The sequence below is a fragment of the Thiohalomonas denitrificans genome (genome assembly GCF_900102855.1).
Classification (GTDB): domain Bacteria; phylum Pseudomonadota; class Gammaproteobacteria; order Thiohalomonadales; family Thiohalomonadaceae; genus Thiohalomonas; species Thiohalomonas denitrificans.
The window spans coordinates 124,665-142,404 of the sequence record NZ_FMWD01000007.1 but is presented as its reverse complement, the minus strand read 5'-3'; the positions used below and the strand labels follow the sequence as shown (position 1 = coordinate 142,404).

At 59.6% G+C, this 17,740-nt stretch carries 13 protein-coding genes and 1 pseudogene; 9 read left to right on the top strand and 5 right to left on the bottom strand.

The window, feature by feature from the left end; translation table 11 throughout:
• Positions 1-29 precede the first annotated feature (29 nt).
• Positions 30-992: an SPFH domain-containing protein gene (locus BLP65_RS12110; RefSeq protein ID WP_092997500.1), complete on the top strand. Its 963-nt coding sequence runs from the start codon at positions 30-32 to the stop codon at positions 990-992.
• A 138-nt stretch (positions 993-1,130) separates the two neighbouring features.
• Here BLP65_RS12110 and BLP65_RS12105 read toward each other — a convergent pair.
• Positions 1,131-2,655, bottom strand: a pseudogene (locus tag BLP65_RS12105) (OFA family MFS transporter).
• A 164-nt stretch (positions 2,656-2,819) separates the two neighbouring features.
• Here BLP65_RS12105 and BLP65_RS12100 point away from each other — a divergent pair.
• The 4 genes from BLP65_RS12100 (at position 2,820) to BLP65_RS12085 (ending at position 5,518) form a co-directional block, all read left to right on the top strand.
• A complete protein-coding gene (locus BLP65_RS12100; RefSeq protein WP_092997494.1) occupies positions 2,820-3,440 on the top strand; it encodes a TetR/AcrR family transcriptional regulator in 621 nt (206 codons plus the stop codon).
• A 248-nt stretch (positions 3,441-3,688) separates the two neighbouring features.
• Positions 3,689-3,910, top strand: a complete 222-nt coding sequence (locus tag BLP65_RS12095; protein WP_092997491.1) for a hypothetical protein — start codon at positions 3,689-3,691, stop codon at positions 3,908-3,910.
• Between the two features lie 18 nt (positions 3,911-3,928).
• Complete coding sequence (locus BLP65_RS12090; protein ID WP_245688317.1) at positions 3,929-4,372, top strand: hypothetical protein; 444 nt, start codon at positions 3,929-3,931, stop codon at positions 4,370-4,372.
• Positions 4,373-4,441: 69 nt separating this feature from the next.
• A complete protein-coding gene (locus BLP65_RS12085) occupies positions 4,442-5,518 on the top strand; it encodes an NAD(P)-dependent alcohol dehydrogenase (RefSeq protein WP_092997485.1) in 1,077 nt (358 codons plus the stop codon).
• Between the two features lie 18 nt (positions 5,519-5,536).
• Here the strand turns inward: BLP65_RS12085 and BLP65_RS12080 are convergent, their stop codons facing one another.
• Entirely contained in the window at positions 5,537-7,129 is a 1,593-nt protein-coding gene (locus BLP65_RS12080) for an ABC-F family ATPase (protein ID WP_092997482.1), read from the bottom strand.
• A gap of 300 nt (positions 7,130-7,429) precedes the next feature.
• A complete protein-coding gene (locus BLP65_RS12075) occupies positions 7,430-9,073 on the bottom strand; it encodes a hypothetical protein (protein ID WP_092997479.1) in 1,644 nt (547 codons plus the stop codon).
• A gap of 487 nt (positions 9,074-9,560) precedes the next feature.
• Here BLP65_RS12075 and BLP65_RS12070 point away from each other — a divergent pair, with 487 nt between their 5' ends.
• The gene (locus BLP65_RS12070; protein ID WP_175452554.1) at positions 9,561-12,770 is read left to right on the top strand and encodes an ATP-binding protein; all 3,210 of its coding nucleotides are present in this window, start codon (positions 9,561-9,563) and stop codon (positions 12,768-12,770) included.
• Between the two features lie 55 nt (positions 12,771-12,825).
• On the opposite strand, the gene BLP65_RS12065 is transcribed toward BLP65_RS12070, so the two are convergent.
• The gene (locus BLP65_RS12065; protein WP_092997474.1) at positions 12,826-13,659 is read right to left on the bottom strand and encodes an alpha/beta fold hydrolase; all 834 of its coding nucleotides are present in this window, start codon (positions 13,657-13,659) and stop codon (positions 12,826-12,828) included.
• A gap of 53 nt (positions 13,660-13,712) precedes the next feature.
• A complete protein-coding gene (gene ygfZ / locus BLP65_RS12060; protein ID WP_092997471.1) occupies positions 13,713-14,780 on the bottom strand; it encodes a CAF17-like 4Fe-4S cluster assembly/insertion protein YgfZ in 1,068 nt (355 codons plus the stop codon).
• Between the two features lie 364 nt (positions 14,781-15,144).
• Between ygfZ and sdhC the strand changes: the two genes are divergently transcribed.
• From sdhC to sdhA, 3 genes are read left to right on the top strand one after another with little or no spacing between them, the layout of a single operon-like run.
• Positions 15,145-15,525, top strand: coding sequence for a succinate dehydrogenase, cytochrome b556 subunit (gene sdhC / locus BLP65_RS12055; protein ID WP_092997468.1), 381 nt, complete (start codon positions 15,145-15,147; stop codon positions 15,523-15,525).
• Positions 15,522-15,872 (top strand): succinate dehydrogenase, hydrophobic membrane anchor protein, encoded by a 351-nt coding sequence (gene sdhD, locus BLP65_RS12050; protein WP_245688316.1) that lies wholly within the window; start codon positions 15,522-15,524, stop codon positions 15,870-15,872. Before sdhC ends, sdhD begins: the two co-directional genes overlap by 4 nt.
• The gene (sdhA, locus tag BLP65_RS12045) at positions 15,863-17,623 is read left to right on the top strand and encodes a succinate dehydrogenase flavoprotein subunit (protein WP_092997465.1); all 1,761 of its coding nucleotides are present in this window, start codon (positions 15,863-15,865) and stop codon (positions 17,621-17,623) included. Before sdhD ends, sdhA begins: the two co-directional genes overlap by 10 nt.
• Positions 17,624-17,740 lie beyond the last annotated feature (117 nt).

The window sequence follows — 17,740 nt, the reverse complement described above, 5'->3', positions numbered from 1 at the left end:
AATCTCAAAAACGATAAAAAGGATATCTGATGGAAAGGTTTCTCGACTTTGGCTCCCTGTTGGCAATCGGCTTCGCACTGGCCGTTGTCATTATTATCCTCAAGACCGCGCGGATTGTGCCCCAGCGTTCGAATTTCGTAGTGGAGCGTCTGGGCAAATACTCCCGGACCCTCGATTCCGGGTTCCATATCCTGATCCCCTTCATCGACAAGGTGGCCTACCAACACACGCTGAAAGAAGAAGTGATCGATGTGCCCCAGCAAGCCTGTGTCACTCGGGACAACATTCAGGTGGGTATCGATGCCATCCTGTACATTCAGGTCATCGATGCGCACAAGGCCAGTTACGGTGTCGACCACTATCGCAATGCCGCGACGCAGTTGGCGCAGACCACCATGCGTTCGGTCATTGGCCAAACCGATCTGGACAAAACCTTCGAGGAGCGGGCGAAGATCAACGAAGAGGTGGTTCGAGCACTGGATGAGGCCGCTTCACCCTGGGGCATTAAGGTATTGCGTTATGAGATCTCCGATATCGAGCTGCCGGAGAGCATCAAGGGGGCACTGGAGCAGCAGATGCGTGCCGAGCGCGAGCGCCGTGCGGCGATTGCCCGATCGGAGGGCGAACGCCAGGCCATGATCAATGTCTCCGAAGGCCAGAAGCAGGAGGTCATCAACCTCTCGGAGGCGACCAAGCAGAAGCAGATCAACGAGGCCGAAGGCCGCGCCCAGGAGATTCAGTTGATCGCCGAAGCCACCGCCGTAGGCTTGAGCAGGATCGCTCAGGCCATCCAGCAACCCAGCGGCAAAGATGCCGTCAGCCTGCGCATCGCCGAGCAGTATGTAGGTGCATTCAGCAAGCTCGCCAGGACCAACAACTCCATGATTATCCCCGCCGAACTCTCCAGTATCGGTGGCGCCGTCGCAGGGTTGTCGGAAGTGTTGAAGCATGCGAACCGGGAGAAAGCCGGTATTGGCGAGCGCCAGGGCTGACGAGTCTCTTCTTGGTCCCCCTATGCCGTGGGAGCGGCCAGCCACGATAGCTTGTCCGGGCCGATCGCGGCAGGATGCCGCTCCCACAGGGGCATGCCATCGATTACTGCCGAGTGTTGCGTGGTCAGGAACAGCTATTTAGTCGCTCAACCCGAACAGTATCAACGACTGTGTCACCACATTCCAGACACCCCAGCTCAGTGGAATGCCGACCAGAAACCAGTAGAAGAACATCTTCAGCTTGCTCCTGTCATATCTTTCCGATCGGGCCTTCATTGCAACCTCCGCTTGATTTCGGGTTTCATGCCGCCACCCGCTGCGCACTGTTGTCGGGCCACTCACACTTGCGGATCAGCAGGTTGGCTGTAAGGCCGATCAACAGCAGTCCGGCAAGAATATACATAGTGGTGGAGTAGGCCTCAGCCGGTGCCACGCCCGCATTAATCTGGAACTCACGCAGATAGGTGACGAGGCTCGGCCCGATAATGGCCGCCGTCGACCAGGCGGTGAGCAGACGTCCATGAATTGCGCCCACTTGCTTCATTCCAAACAGATCACGCAGATACGCAGGAACGGTGGCGAATCCGCCACCATACATACTGACGATGATTGCTGCCGCTGCCACGAACAGCAGTGGCGTGCTGAACTGGCCAAGTGAGGGTACCGACGCATAGAGCACGGCACCGAAGCCCAGAAAGATTGTATAGGTCCATTGCCGACCGAGTTTGTCGGAGAGAGAGGACCAGAAGATCCGTCCCACCAGATTGAAGAGACTGAGCAGACCTACAAAACCCGCCGCTGCAGCCACAGTCATCTGTGTGGAATACATCTCCTGAATCATTGGCGATGCCTGGGCAAGAATGCCGATACCGGCGGTTACGTTCACACAGAGCACGATCCAGAGCAGCCAAAACTGTCGAGTCCGGATCGCTTGGCCCGCTTCCATTCCGGGGAGATCACCGTTTGCGTTCGAGGCGGAGGTCTCTGATGTGGCCGGCATACTCGCCGGGCGCCAGCCGGGAGCGGGAATACGAATGTTCCACATGCCGAACATGATCATGCAGAAGTAGATCGCGCCCATGGTCAGCATGGTCTCCCAAACGCCGACGGAGAGCGGTGTCGCATAGAAATCCATCAGAGACACGGCAAGAGGTGAGCCGAGCATGGCGCCGCCGCCGAAGCCCATGATGGCAAGCCCCGTCGCCATCCCCGGACGGTCGGGAAACCATTTCATCAGCGTGGAGACGGGGGAAAGATAGCCGATGCCGAGTCCTACCCCGCCGAGCACACCGTACCCGAGGTAGACCAGCCCGATCTGGTGCAGGTAGACCCCCAGCGCCGAGACAAAAAATCCGCCCCCGAAGCAGAAGGCGGCTGCGAACATCGCCTTGCGGGGACCGACGCGCTCGACCCACTTGCCGAACAAGGCTGCCGAGATGCCGAGGAAGAAGAAGGCGATATTGAAGATCCAGACCGTGGTGGTCAGCCCCCAATCGCTGGCGGCCGGTTCGGTGACACCGAGCAGCCGTGACATGGGCAGGTTGAAAACGCTCAAGGCGTAGGCCTGCCCGATTGAGAGATGGACAGCCAGTGCAGCCGGTGGGATCAACCAGCGGTTGAAGCCGGGCCCGGCCACGATTCGCTCTTTGGCCAGAAACGACATTGGGCAGACTCTCCTAAGTTGTGCCATGCCAGGGTGGAACTTACGAAGGGATCGTTTCGGTTGGACTTGGAAGCAAGATGTTCGTTCCGGCCCGATACGGCGATTCGCCGAGGAGAATGACAAACCGCTTGAACTGAACCGACCGGTCAACTAAGGTAGTCGGCATGGGAAGGAACAGTGACACACGGGATCGGCTCGTCGAAGCCGCCATCGACCTCATTTATGCTCGTAGCTTCGGCGCGGTGGGCGTGCAGGAGATCTGTGCCCGCGCCCGGGTCCAGAAGGGCAGCTTCTATCATTTTTTTCGCTCCAAGCAGGAGTTGGCGATGGCGGCCATCGACGTGCTGTGGCAGCGACTCCAGGTGGAGGTGTTTGATCCGGCCTTCGCGGATGATGTGCCGCCGCTGGAACGGATCGCGCGGTTTTTTACACTCAGTGCCCGATTCCAGCGTAACCAGGCGAAAGTCTCCGGCCATGTGCTCGGTTGTCCCTTCGGCAATCTCGCTCTGGAGATGAGCACTCAGGACGAAGTGATACGCGGCCGGGTGGACGCTGTGTTCAGGCTCGCTGAGCGGCGCATTGAACAGGCGCTGGAGGCGGCCCTGGCCGATGGTTCGGCGCCTCATATCGATCCGCCGTCGGCCGCTCGGGCGGTGTTCGCCTTTATGGAAGGGGCGCTGCTTATGGCCAAGACGCGCAATGACGCGAAAGCGGTCTCGACCCTGGGACGTTCGGCACTGGCATTGCTAACGGCAGGCGGGAAGCAATCGGCACGGGCCGGCTGAAGAAACACTTAACGAGGGGCGCTGGCGTGCCCTTTTTCTGGAAATTGAACTGTACCGACCGGTCTACTAGAGCGGTCACAGTGCGTTGCAAACGAAAGGAAACGGAGAATGCAGTGGCTCGAATTGATCTCGATGCGCTCTCTGAGTCCGCCGTCACAGGCTCCTTGAGTCAGGAGCTATTCATCGGGTTCAACCTTTCTCGACACACTGCAGATTGATGTCGATTCTTGACTGAGGAGAATTCCACCATGCGTGAAACGATGCTGCACCTGGACAAGGCACTGAGTGAGGTCGAGCGCGAGCGGTTCTGTGCTCGCCTGCAGGGGGAAGGGGTGATCTGTGAGGCGGCTAACGCCTCCATGAAGCCGCACCTGATCTTCATCACCTATGACGAAGACCGCGCATCCCCCCATGAGTTGGTACGAATGGCTGCGGATGCCGGATTCGTCGCGCGGGTGATCGACCTGTAATTCTTCGCACCGGAGCTAATGATGAATCTGCAGGGTAGCTATTTTTCCGTCGAGGGCTGGAATCCGTTCACCGCGATGGAGCGATTCCTCAACCCCTACCGATACACGCAGAAGGTTCCGTTTCGCGGCGGTGAACTTACCGTCCGCTGGACCTCGCGGGTGGAGCGGGCGATTCGTTTGCGAACGGCTCCACTGCCGGTGGAGATGCAGCTCTACTTTGCCTGTGTGGTGAAGAAGCGAACACTGTTCCCGGCCGCGGCTCCCTCCGATGCCGTTGCTGTGGACGATCGCTTTCTCGTGTTCCTGACTACCGTCGAATCCGACCGATGTGACCCGATTGCCTTCGCCGCCAACTACCCGGCCCGGCGTGAATTGGTCTCCACCGGGGCGAAGCGAATGCGTGCCCGGGAATTGTCGCTTGATTATCGGAAAGATCGCTGGTCGGGGGATTTTTTCGTATAGATTACCGATGCGTCAGGCGGTCTTCTGTTCTATTTGTTTCGGGATACTCCACGGCCAGGGAGACAGGCCATGACGGAAAAAATGAAGGCTGCCGTATTCGTAGAGCCGGGGCGCATCGTTCTCGAGGATAAACCTGTGCCGGCCCCCGGCCCGAATGACGCATTGGTACGAATCACCACCACCACCATCTGCGGGACCGATATCCATATCCTCAAGGGCGAATATCCGGTCGAAAAGGGTCTGACGATTGGTCACGAACCGGTGGGCGTTATCGAGAAACTGGGGGCCAACGTCGCCGGCTACCGGGAGGGTCAACGGGTTATCGCCGGTGCCATCTGTCCGACCGGATACTCCAATGCGTCGCTGGACGGACTGCACTCCCAGGATGGCGGTGCCGGTGCCCACGGTTTGAAGCCTCTGGGGGGCTGGCGCTTCGGCAACACCATCGACGGCTGTCAGGCCGAATACGTGGTCGTACCGGATGCGATGGCCAATCTGGCACTGGTGCCGGAGGGGATCACCGATGAACAGGTGCTCATGTGCCCCGATATCATGTCGACGGGGTTTGTCGGAGCGGAGCGGGGACGGGTCCGTATCGGCGACATGGTGGCCATATTCGCCCAGGGGCCGATTGGTCTCTGCGCGACGGCCGGCGCCAGACTCTCCGGTGCCAGCACCATCATCGCGGTCGAATCGGTGCCCGAGCGCAAGGAGATGGCACGAAAGATGGGCGCGGACCACGTGGTCGACTTCAAGAAAGTCGACCCGGTTGATGAGATTCGCCGAATCACCGATGGACGCGGGGTCGATGTCTCCATCGAGGCGCTTGGAATGCAGTCCACCTTCGAGGCGGCCCTTCGCGTTCTCAAACCGGGCGGCACGCTATCGAGCCTCGGTGTCTACTCGAAGGATCTGTCCATTCCGCTCGATGCCTTGCACGCCGGACTGGGTGACAACCAGATCATCACGTCACTCTGTCCGGGCGGCAAGGAGCGCATGCGACGAATGATGAACGTCATCGAGGGTGGGCGCGTCGACCTCGAGCCGCTGGTGACGCACCGTTTCAAGCTTGACGATATCGAAGCGGCCTATGACCTGTTCGGAAACCAGCGGGACGGTGTCCTGAAGGTCGCCATCTCACCCTGACAAGGGGTTAACTCTCGGTCAGGCAGCCTCACGGCTGCGCAGATACTCCTCGTAGGTACCGCTGAAATCGATGACGCCGTCCGGCGTCAGTTCGATGATGCGGGTCGCCAGCGAGGAGACGAATTCGCGGTCATGGCTGACGAAGATGAGTGTACCTTCGTAGTTCTCCAGTGCCAGGTTCAGCGACTCGATGGATTCCATGTCCAGATGGTTGGTCGGCTCGTCCATGACCATGACATTGGGACGTTGCAGCATCAGTTTCCCGAACAGCATGCGCCCCTGTTCGCCGCCGGAGATCACTTTGACCGACTTCTTGATCTCGTCCTGGGAGAACAGCAGTCGGCCCAGAGTGCCTCGGAACACCTGCTCGTCGTCTCCCTCCTGGCCCCAGAGTGAGATCCAGTCGAACAGGGGCATGTCATTGGAGAAGTCGGCAGCGTGGTCCTGGGCGAAGTAGCCGATACTGGCGTTCTCGGAAGATTTCACCCGGCCGGTATCGCTCTCCAGGTCTCCCACCAGACAGCGCAGCAGCGTGGTCTTGCCGATGCCGTTGGGGCCGATGACGGCGATGCGCTCGCCGACTTCGACCAGCATGTTCAGATCGCTGAATAGTGGTTGTCCATCGAACCCCTTGCCGAGCCCCTCCACCTCCAGGGCGTTGCGGTGCAGCTTCTTCTCCTGCTGAAAGCGGATGAAGGGGTTCTGACGGCTGGAGGGCTTGATATCATCGAGTTTGATCTTCTCGATCTGGCGTGCGCGCGAAGTGGCCTGCTTGGCCTTGGAGGCATTGGCAGAGAAGCGGCTGACGAAGGTCTGGAGCTCGGCAATCTGCGCCTTCTTTTTGGCATTGTCGGCATACAGCTGCTCACGAGCCTGGGTAGCCGCAGTCATGTACTCGTCATAGTTGCCGGGATAGACGCGCAGTTCGCCATAATCCAGATCCGCCATATGCGTGCAGACGCTGTTCAGGAAGTGGCGGTCATGGGAGATGATGATCATCGTGCTGTTGCGCGCGTTGAGCATATCCTCCAGCCAGCGGATGGTGTTGATGTCCAGGTTATTGGTCGGCTCGTCCAGCAGCAGGATATCCGGGTCGGAGAACAGCGCCTGTGCCAGCAGTACACGCAGCTTCCAGCCGGGGGCGATGGCACTCATGGGGCCGGCGTGCTGTTCGACCGGGATGCCCACGCCGAGCAGTAGTTCACCGGCGCGCGCCTCGGCGGTGTAGCCATCGTACTCGGCGAACTGCACCTCCAGATCCGCCACCTTCATGCCGTCCGCTTCGCTCATCTCGGGCAGCGAATAGATGCGATCGCGCTCGTGCTTCACCTGCCAGAGCTCTTCATGGCCCATAATGACGGCGTCCAGCACACTGTGCTCCTCAAAGCCGAACTGATCCTGACGCAGCTTGCCCAGGCGTTCGTTGGTATCGAGGCTCACATTGCCGGAGGTCGGCTCCAGGTCCCCTCCGAGGATCTTCATCAGCGTCGACTTGCCGCAGCCGTTGGCACCGATGAGGCCATAGCGGTTGCCGTCGCCGAACTTGACGGAGATGTTTTCAAAAAGCGGCTTGGCGCCAAACTGTATGGTGATATTCGCGGTGGTGAGCACTTATAGTATCCAGGTATCCGGTTAACGACAGAGTTCGGGCGAGCACCACAAATGATGGCGAGACGGCAACATGACGTGGTCGTCGGGTCTGACAACGAGTGGTTCGGGAGGTTCGGGCCAGAATCGTGGTGCTACGGCGCTATTGTCGCACAAGCAGGCGTAGGGCTGCACCTGTGACGGCAGAACGAGCGGTCGCCGTTCGGGAGAAGCAGGATGGCCGTCAGGCTCCCGGGAGCCTGCTTTTGAGAAAGAAAGAGGGGCCGTTCGGCCCCTCCTGTCTGTCTTGATTTTGGAAAACTTCTAGAGACTAAAGTTGAACTGGCTCAGAAGGCTGTCCATTGCCGTTTCGTTGAACCAATAGTCATCGTCGAAGGCGATCTCGCCCGCTGCCGTGAACTCGCCCTGGCGAACATAGCCGTCCTGTACCGCCAGAAAGAGCTGTCCCTCATCTTCCCACAGGCGGCTGGAGAACCGATCCGGCACATTGACCATCATCAGCTTGGTGCCGTGCACGGTCTGGTAGCTCCACGAGCCGTAGCTGACTTCGTTGCCGTTTGCGGCGTCCGTGATTTGTACGCGTCCGTCGTCAATGAAGCGGGCACCCAGCTCATCCCCGATATGAGCATAGTGGTAGCTGCTATCGGCGGTGGTTTCGTCTGGGAAGATCAGTTCCTCGAATGAGGTGGCCGGACCGGAAGTGCTGTGGCCCCACAGGACGTTGCAGTTGCCGTTATAGACACTGGGATCGTCACAATCGGTCCAGCTATCCAGTTCATAGCTGTCCTCATTGGCGATCCAGTTGACCCGGTAGGCAATGGAGTCGTCCGCAAAGACCGCGTCCGCGGGGACCTTGGTTCCGAACAGCCCTGTTTCCTTACCCTGCATGAAGGATTGCATCTTCTTGCCGCTCACATCCAGTTGCGCGGCCGTCAGTTTGAGATTGTCGGCATTACTGCCGAGACTGACGCTGGCGCTGCCATCGTCATTGAAGGTCACACTCCAGGCGGAGACATTGTCTGAGAAATGCTCCCAACCGTTGCTCGTCAGGATGAGACGGATCCCGTCTTCGGTCCAGTTTTCCCAGGCGTTTGTGTCAGCGTTGTATTCCCACAGTGTTTCGGCCAGATTGCCCGTTTCGCTATCGAATCCGACTTCACCGTACTCGTAGTAGTCATAGGATACGCCATCCCACTCTTCCCGCTCGCTCCACACCCAGTTGGCCTTGCTGGCCAGGACTGTTTCCACGGGAACCGCCGTAAAACTGGTCGCGTTGGCGGCCTCCTCGAGATCCTCTTCAATGTTGGTGGTATCGGCGACCGTCACCTCCGTAGTATCGATGTCGAAGCTGTCGCCCGAATCGTCCACCACTTGGGCTGACTCATCGAGCTGGTCAAGAACGGCATCCAGCACCAGCGCCAACAGGTCCTGATAGACTTGCTCTATATCAAGTCCTGCATCGCTAGCCGCTGTGGTGATCGCATCCTGGTTTTCGGCCATCACCTTGGCGGTCACCTGCGCCACCTTGTGCAGACGTTCATAATCGGCAGCAGACTCGTTGCTGGTGTCCTTCTTGGCCGCTACATAGTCCTCGAACAGGCTCGTATCGCTGCCGGCACCAATCTGTCCCTTTACCTGGGCCTCGGCTTCTTCCGACGTCAGAACGGGGTTGCGCTCAATAGCCGCCTGCACGGCGGTGGTCAACGGACTGACGAAGCCCGGCTTTCCGGCCGGGGCACTGAGGATATAGGGGTTTACAATAGGCTGGCCGGTGTCTTCGTCGATCGTGCCGGCCACGACGTCTACCACGATGCTGTAGGCATTCGCATCGATGTCGTCGGGCACATCCAGGGAGAACGTGCCGCCCGCACCCGTTTGTGCTGTCGGCTCGTCTGAATCGCACTTCTGGTTGCGGTTGGTGTCGAGGCAAACGGTTGCTCCGCTCAAGTAGCCGTCCGCCGCCGTGCCGACGACCTTGTTCGTTGTCCCCGTGGTGTCTTCCGAGCTGCTCCCACTGCCGCACCCCAAGAGGAACAGCGCGGGAACAATTGCAGCGGAAAGCGTTGTTAATCTAGGCCTGTCTGTATTCACCATTGTTTTCTCCAGTGCCGGCTTGGTATATCTGTTTTGATATTGACGGGCAGGTCTCCAACGGGAGGCTTTGCTGGTTCATCTCTGGAACCGCTGTAGCCGAGTGGTTGCTGTAAAGGGCCATTCGGCCAAACGGGTTAGTACAACCCGTGTTCTCCTATCCGCAGGCCCCACTATACGGAGCAGGTCTGACATTTTTCTGACATGCGGAGTCCTCGTCTCTAAAAATTTGTTAGGCTTTCCCAATGCGCCGGTTCGGGAGTGTCGTGGAAAGATTGCATACCGGGCGAGGTGGCTACCTACAGAGACGGGCACGACGAAACGAATCAGAAGAGAGATGGGCATGCCGGAACTCCGTTCGCCAACGGGACGTCAGACGTTCCGCCGGCGAGTAATTGAGGCGATAGCCCGGCAATTTCAGATCAGTACCCATCTGGTATTGCTGGAGGCCCAGGCGGGGCAGGGCAAGACGACGGCAGCCCGCCAATTCGCCCATTTCCATCGCGGTCCCTCAATCTGGTACTCCCTGACGGTTGCCGACCATGACCCCGTGGTCCTTCTTTCCGGGCTGCACGCCAGTTTCTCCCGGTCTGTACCAGGGTTTCGTGCCCAATTGCTGGAGGAGGTACTGGAAAAGGGCACCATTACACCGGCCGAGCATCCGCGCGCAGTCGATATGCTGATTGAAGGCTTGGGGCATGACGGCAAGGAAGAGTGCTATCTCATCATCGACGATATCCATCTACTGGAACCGCAATGCGCATCTGCCACTCTCCTGCGCCGACTAACAGAGAGCAAAGCCGAAGGGCTGCACCTGCTCCTGCTCTCCCGGGAGCCCGTTTTTCCCATATTGGGGATAACCGGGGAGAGTCGGCTGGTGGGGAGACTCGAAAACCCGGCCCTCGCCTTTACGGCGGCTGAAATCGCCGAACTCTACGCCACTACCTTCGACCTCTCCTTGCGCCGGGCCGATGTGGCTCACCTCGCACGTTTTACGGAAGGGTGGGCAATGGGACTGGCGCTGCTTGCCTCCAGCCTGCCGGAAGGTGGTCGGCTCGATTGGCTCCCGGAAGGACCGCTTGCCGCCTTGCATGGCGGGCAGATTCCCGACTACTTCCGGGCTCAACTCGTTAATCGGCTTCCGGAACGGGAGCGTATCGGCCTGCTGGAGCTGTCCCTGCTGGATACTATTCCGATGGCCTTGGGAGAACGGCTCACGCCCAATCTGGATCTCGACACACTGGTGGAGCGCAACTTTTTTCTACGGCGTATGGAAGGCGACCCCGACCGTTATGTCTTTCATCATCTTTTTCACGACAGTTTGCGTCGGCTGGCCGGTGATGTCTTGTCCGATGAGCGACACCAGGCGGTGCTCGGGGAGGCGGCCCGGTGGCACCAGATTCAGGGTGAGAGCGGGAGGGCGCTGCACTATCTCCTGCGCTCGGGCGCCTATGCACAGGCCGACCGGGTCGCCCGGGAGAACGGACTGGAACTGATGGCGCGCAACCGTACGGTCACCGTCCACGATCTCTTGCACCACCTGGCGGAGGAGGTCCTGTCAGCCTATCCCTGGCTCGCCTATCTCTACGCGGTCTCCTCGTTCAACACCGATCCCCCGAAAGCCTACGGGTATTTGCAGAAAGCGCAGGAGCGATTCAGTCAGCAAAAGGATGGAGTCGGAGAGCTACTCGCCACGAGTCAGCTGATGTACTTTCACATGACGGTAGATGCCCACTACCAGCGCGTGTTGCCGCTTCTGGAGCGGGCGACGAAACTGTTTCGGTTGTACGGTGACGCTCTTTCCGCTCCCATGCAGGTGCAGTGTGCACAATATCTATCGTTTGCGAACGCCCAGACGGATCGGGATATGGATGAAGCGGCAGACTATTCTGCATTCGCCCTGCGCCTGGCCGAAAAGCACGGACTCACCGACGCCGTGGCGAACATTTCAGTCGGGAGGGGCTATGAAGGAAGTCTGCGCGGAGACTGGATCCGGTTTGCGAAAAACATCGAGTACGCCTACCCGCTGCAGAGCAGTCCCCGGGTAACCGCCTTTACCAAGTTCCTGATGCATTTCACTCAAGCCAACCTGCTGCACCATTTGGGTGACTTCATGAATTATCGGCACCAGCGTGAACGGCTGGAACGGATGCTGAGTGGAAACCTGTTTGCCCGCACCATCTGTCGACCCTTGTTGGCCACTTACGATGCCGACATGGCGATGGCTGAAGGAAGAAACGAAGATGCCGCACGCATTCTCGATGAGGCGTTACACGGAGATCACGCCTCCACCAGTCCGCACATGCGCAGCCAGTTTCTGCACTACCGGGCCTGCATCGCCGCCCTGAGGGGCGATCGGAACGGCGTAGAGGCCGATGCCGCCGAAGCGATCCGACTGCGTGCCGAGGCGGGGCACCCCTATCACAAGTACCGGAATCACCTGCTGGTCGGGCACGCCTACGCCCGCATCGGTGAACAGAAGAAGGCCGAATACCACATCGAACTTGTTCTTGCGTACGCGGAGCGCCAGGGAGTGCACTCTTTCAAGCCGCTGGCCTGGTTTCTGCTCGCCTGGCTCAGGCTCGCAGAAGACGATATCCCGGAAGCCTTGAAGGTGCTGGGGCAGGCGCTTGGGTATATGCGCCAACACAATTACATGTACTTCTTCGGTTGGGAACCGGGAATGATGCGTCGACTCCTCGCCATTGCGGTCGCCCATGGGGTCGAGGCGGACTATGCACGGCGCCTCGCAGCTGAACGTCTGGACTATGCGGTTCTGGGAAATGGCGAAACGATACCTCGGATGAAGATCCATACCTTTGGCGGATTGAGCCTGTCGGTTCCCGGCCATGGCCAGATCAACGGAGCAACTCTGTCACCCACCCAGCGTCAGCTACTTGCCCTGCTAATCACAGCCCCACAGGGTGCCCTGAGCTATGACGAGATCCAGCTCGCGCTGTGGCCGGACATTGCCCCGGGAAAGGTTCGTGCCCGTCTGGACACCAATCTCGCACGGTTGCGCAAAACCCTCGCGGCGGCCTTTGGGGAGATCGTCATGTCCCATTACCTGGTACTTGAAAACAAGCAGCTTCGCCTGGTCCACTGTCATATCGATGTGTTCGAGTTTGGTCGTTTTGCCCGCAAGGGACTGACCCATGCTCGACGACGGGAGCATTGGCGTGCAGAAAATGCCTTTCGCATAGCGCACAGCCATTGGCAGGGACCGTTCCTGCCCGATTTGGCGGGGTCCGATCGCTATCGAACCGAGCTGACCCAGCTTTACATCAGCAGTGCAATGGCCTGGATTGATACGTTGGTTATCGCCGGCAGCGAGCGCGATGCGCTGGAGGTTGCGACCGCGGCGGTCTGCCAGCAACCGACCGACCCGGTGCTGGTGGGTGCGCTTTATGATCTCTCAACACGGACGCAGGGGCCGGCTAGCGCCCAGCGTGTGTTGAGGGAATACGAAAAAGCCCTGCATGAAGAGGGTAACACCCGTGAGGAGATCGCCGAACTCATGGAAGAACTGTGGGAGCAGCGTGAAACTGCCTGATGACAGCGAGGGAGGGGATCTTGCACGGGAAAGAACTCAGTCAGCTATACGGGAGCTAAATACCTCGTTTCGTCAGTTCTTCAAGAACAGGGCCCCACTCCTCAAACAGGAAGAAATGGCCTCGTCCCGTCAGAAAACGGGCATTGCAGTCCGGTAGAGTCTCTGCCAGGTAGCGCCCCTTTTCGGGGGGTGCGTTGAGATCCTCGGTACCGTGCCAGAGCTGAACCGGACACCGCACCTTTTCGGTTGAAAATGGCCATTCGCCACCCAGCAAGCGCAGTTCCCGCACGATTTCGTTGGTGTTTTGCTGAATGGCCTCTGACAGGTTGGCACGGTAGGCACGGGTGATCTCGTCATCCCGGAATACCGCGTCGTCGGCAGCTGACAGCCCGGCAGTCATGATTCTCCACAGGGCATTCCCGTCCGGGACCTGTTCGGCCAGCATTGCGGTCAGTACCTCCGGATCGCCCAAGGCGGCTTCATAGTAGGCGCGCGTCATGGGCGGCGGGCCACCTGTGCTTGAGAACGGTGCCTGACTGCTGACCACTCCCAGCCGATCGATACGTCCGGCGAGCCTCTGACCACAGGCCAGTGCGTGGGGACCGCCACCGGAAAACCCCAACAGGTTAAAGCGACTCAGCGCCAGATGGTCGGCAAGTTCGGCGACATCATCGGCCCAGTCCGTGAGGGTACGCCCCGGCTCGGGATCCGAGTAGCCGAAACCCGGCCGTTCCGGAGCAATCAGACGCACACCGGCAGGCAAGCGGCCGGAGCCCGGTTCCAGTCGGGAGCCGGGTGTGCCGTGGAAGTAAAACACCGGGGTGCCGGCCGGGTCGCCATACTCGGCGTAGGCCAGGCGCCTGCCACTCTGCAGTCTGAAGATCTTCACAAAGGAATTGCCTTACAATCTCGCCCTTTTCTGACTGCGGAAAGTCATCGAAATCACGAAGGCTGGGGTGCGTCTTTTGTCTCGACCGGATAGGGCAGGTTGAGGAAGCTCAGCTTGGGACCATCGGCCTCGTGAAGATGGACGTCATCCGCCTCGGCGCAGTCAATCTGAACGACCGCCAACAGTTCATACCCACCTTCGGGAGAGGGCCGCGCATCGACGACCTTCCCGGTGCCCTGGCCGCTCTTGGAGTGGACGGAGAAGAGGGCATCACCGGGGAAAGGGCGTTCGGCAGTATCGATATGAGCCCGATACATACGGCGCTTCAGGTTACCCAGGTACTGCATGCGGGCCACGATCTCCTGCCCGGGATAGCAGCCCTTTTTGAAGCTGACGCCCTCGACGAGTTGCATATTCGCCATCTGCGGTACAAACGCCTCGACGGTACCTTCATACACCGTCGGGATCGCGGCGTGGATATCCAGCAGCGCCCAGGCATCATGACCCACGGGTTTTGCAACCTCGGCAAGTCCTGTCCAGAGCCTCGCCATTTCCGCTTCCGGTCCGTAGATTTCGAAGCGTGGATGGGGGCCGGGAATCCGCATGATAGTGATATCCCCGGCATGGACCACCCCGTTGACCGCATCGGGAATCGTGCCGACCAGGCCCTGCAGTGCGTCGCTGACGTGCGGTCCCGAGACACCGAAGCGCATCAATGAATCGGATGCATCCTCTATCTCCACCTTGGACATCAGGACGAACATGCGCAGTTTTTTCAGAAAACCTTCCGACACTTCCTGCGGCATGCGCAAGGCATAAGCCCCGTCCGCCAGCCGGAAAAGGCGGAAAACGGACAGCATCCTTCCCTTTGCCGTGCAATAGCTGTTGAGTTCACTCTGTTCGCCCGATACCCGGCGAACGTCGTTGGTAAACTGGTTGTGGAGGAATCCCTGGGCATCATCTCCCGTCACCCGAACCACACTGAAGTGGGACAGGTCGGCTATAATATCGCTTTCGGTGGCGGCTTTGGCCTCTTCGCCGATGTCGCTGAAGCACTCGACACGGTCGTTTTCCACCCGGGCACCGGCCTTTTCGAGAAAGGCGTTCCAGCTTTCATTCATGCACATAACCCCACTAAAAGACAGATACACTTGCACAGTGATATTGATGGTTTCAGAGCCACCCAGAAGCCCCAAGACAAGGCGCGCTACGCAGGGAATGGCCGGCCCTTTCCAGGGAGTGCAACGCAGGATTGGGGCTTCTGGCTGGCTCCCTTCGGGCGGGCCGGGAAGCGGCCGTCCGCGGTGTTGCACCTCTTGTCAAGGGCGCGCCATTGCCTGCGAGGTGCGCCTTGCGGCCAGCCGCTTCCCGGCCCGCTGAAACCGTCAATATCACTGTGCAAGTGTATTAGACTACAGGATAGCTAATTCGGCCTCGCGTTGTAATACTGGATCGGTCCTCATTGAACCCTGAATTTCCTTTGGTATGGTAAACACGAACCAACGCCCCCTGTTTCTTGATCTACGGCGTATCCATATGCCGGTTACCGCGGTCATCTCCATCGGTCACCGCCTGACCGGGATCCTGCTGTTTCTTCTGTTGCCCTTCATGCTCTATCTGTTCGAGATGTCGCTCCGCGGTCCCGAGGGCTTCGAACAGGCCGCTGCGTGGCTGGCCTGGTGGCCCATGAAGTTGATCACTGTGCTGATCATCGGGTGGTACGGGTATCACCTCCTGGCCGGTGTGCGGCTGCTACTGATCGATTCCGATGTTGGTTCGGACCTGCCGGGTGCCCGGCGGGGGGCCTGGTCGGTCCTGGCGGGCAGTGGAGTAATTCTCCTTGTCGCGTTGCTGTTGATCCTGTGAGTCGCCCGCTGACAGGACTGTCCGCCTGGCTTGTGCAGCGGCTCAGCGCCATTTATATGGCGTTGTTCACGATCGCTGCCGTCGTGTTGTTTACCCTCGTGCCACTCGATGATTATGGCGCCTGGCATGCACTTTGGCAGCGACCAGTCGTCTCCGCAGCCACTGCGCTCTTTTTTGTTGCACTACTGCTGCACAGTTGGGTGGGGATTCGCGACGTGATCCTCGACTATGCAGGCTGGTCGACGAGCCTTCGGCTGACCCTGCTCGCCCTGGTTGGCGCCTGGCTGCTGATATTGGGATTCTGGATGCTGGAAATATTGCTGACGGTGGTGAGTCCATGGAACTGATGCGGCGCCGCTTTGATACGCTGGTCATTGGCTCCGGTGGGGGAGGCTTGCGTGCCGCCCTGCAACTGGCACAGGCGGAGGCAACGGTAGCCGTCGTCTCCAAGGTCTTTCCCACCCGCTCCCATACCGTAGCTGCCCAGGGCGGCATGAATGCCGCGCTCGCCAACGTCCTGCCCGACAATTGGCACTGGCATATGTACGACACGGTCAAGGGCAGCGACTATCTTGGCGACCAGGACGCTATCGAATACATGTGCCGGGCCGCCGCCCATCTGGTGGTCGAGCTGGAGCACGCCGGCGTGCCTTTCTCGCGCCTCGACAACGGCAAGATCTACCAGCGGCCCTTCGGCGGACAGAGCCAGAATTTCGGCGGCGAACAGGCGGCGCGTACCTGTGCCGCGGCGGACCGGACCGGCCATGCCATTCTCCACACGCTCTATCAGCAGAATATCCGCTCGCGCACCCACTTCTTCGACGAATACCTCGCAATCGATCTGATTCGCGACCGGCAGGGCTATGTACTCGGCGCGCTGGTGCTGGAGATCGAAACCGGTGAGCCGATGCTTATCGAGGCGAAGACCACCCTCATCGCCACCGGAGGTGTCGGTCAGCTTTTCCGAACCAATACGAATGCCCACATCAACACCGGCGACGGCATGGCCATGGCCCTGCGAGCGGGCATCCCCGTGCAGGATATGGAGTTCTTTCAGTTCCATCCGACCGGGATCGCCGGCAAGGGCATGCTGATTAGCGAAGGGGTGAGAGGAGAGGGCGGCTACCTGATCAACGGAGAAGGTGAGCGTTTCATGGAGCGCTACGCCCCCAAGGCCAGGGATCTGGCGAGCCGCGATGTGGTCAGCCGCGCCATCGCCACGGAAATACGTGAAGGGCGCGGTTGCGGTCCGGATAGGAATTATGTCGAACTGAAGCTCGATCACCTGGGCGAGAACACCATCGCCAAACGGCTGCCGGCCATCCGGCAGATGGTGCAGACTTTCCTGCATATCGATCCGGCCAGAGAGCCGATCCCGGTCTTCCCGACCGCCCACTATACAATGGGCGGTATTCCCACCGACCGTGCCGGCCGGGTGGTCGTCCCGGAAAAGGAAGGGGAAGAGCCTATCCCCGGTCTCTATGCGGTGGGGGAGTGTGCCTGCGTCTCGGTGCACGGCGCCAATCGCCTGGGCGGCAATTCGCTACTGGATATCGTGGTGTTCGGCCGCGCCGCAGGCAATGACATTCTCCGATTCCTGGAGGAGAACCGCCGTCATCGCCCGCTGGACCAGCAGAGTGTCGACCGGGCCCTGGAGCGGCTCGCCCGCTGGGACCGCCCGAACGGCACTGAATCGGTTGCGGGCCTGCGCTCGGAGCTACAACAGAGCATGGAACACTACTGCGGGGTGTTTCGAACCGAAGAGGTCTTGCAGGAAGGGCTGCAAAAGGTCATGGATATCCACAAGCGCCTGAGCGATGTTCGGCTCGACGACCATAGCCGGGTCTTCAACACCGCCCGCATCGAGGCCCTGGAGCTGGAGAATCTGGTGGAGCTCGGCATCGCCACGGTCACCTCGGCACTGGCCAGAAAGGAGAGCCGCGGTGCCCACTCGCGCATCGACTACCCGGAACGGGACGACGAGCACTGGCTCAAGCACACGCTCTTCTACAGTGAAGGCCGCGCCCTCGATTTCAAACCGGTCCGTCTGAAGCCGCTCAGTGTCGCTCCGTTTCCGCCGAAGCCACGTACCTATTGAGAAGCTAACCGCAAAGAGCGCAAAGAACTCCAAGGGGTGAGATTTGTGACTATGGGCCTAGGGGGAGACTTGAAAGCATACTCGGTGGAAGCCTTTCATTCCCATCTTTGCGCGCTT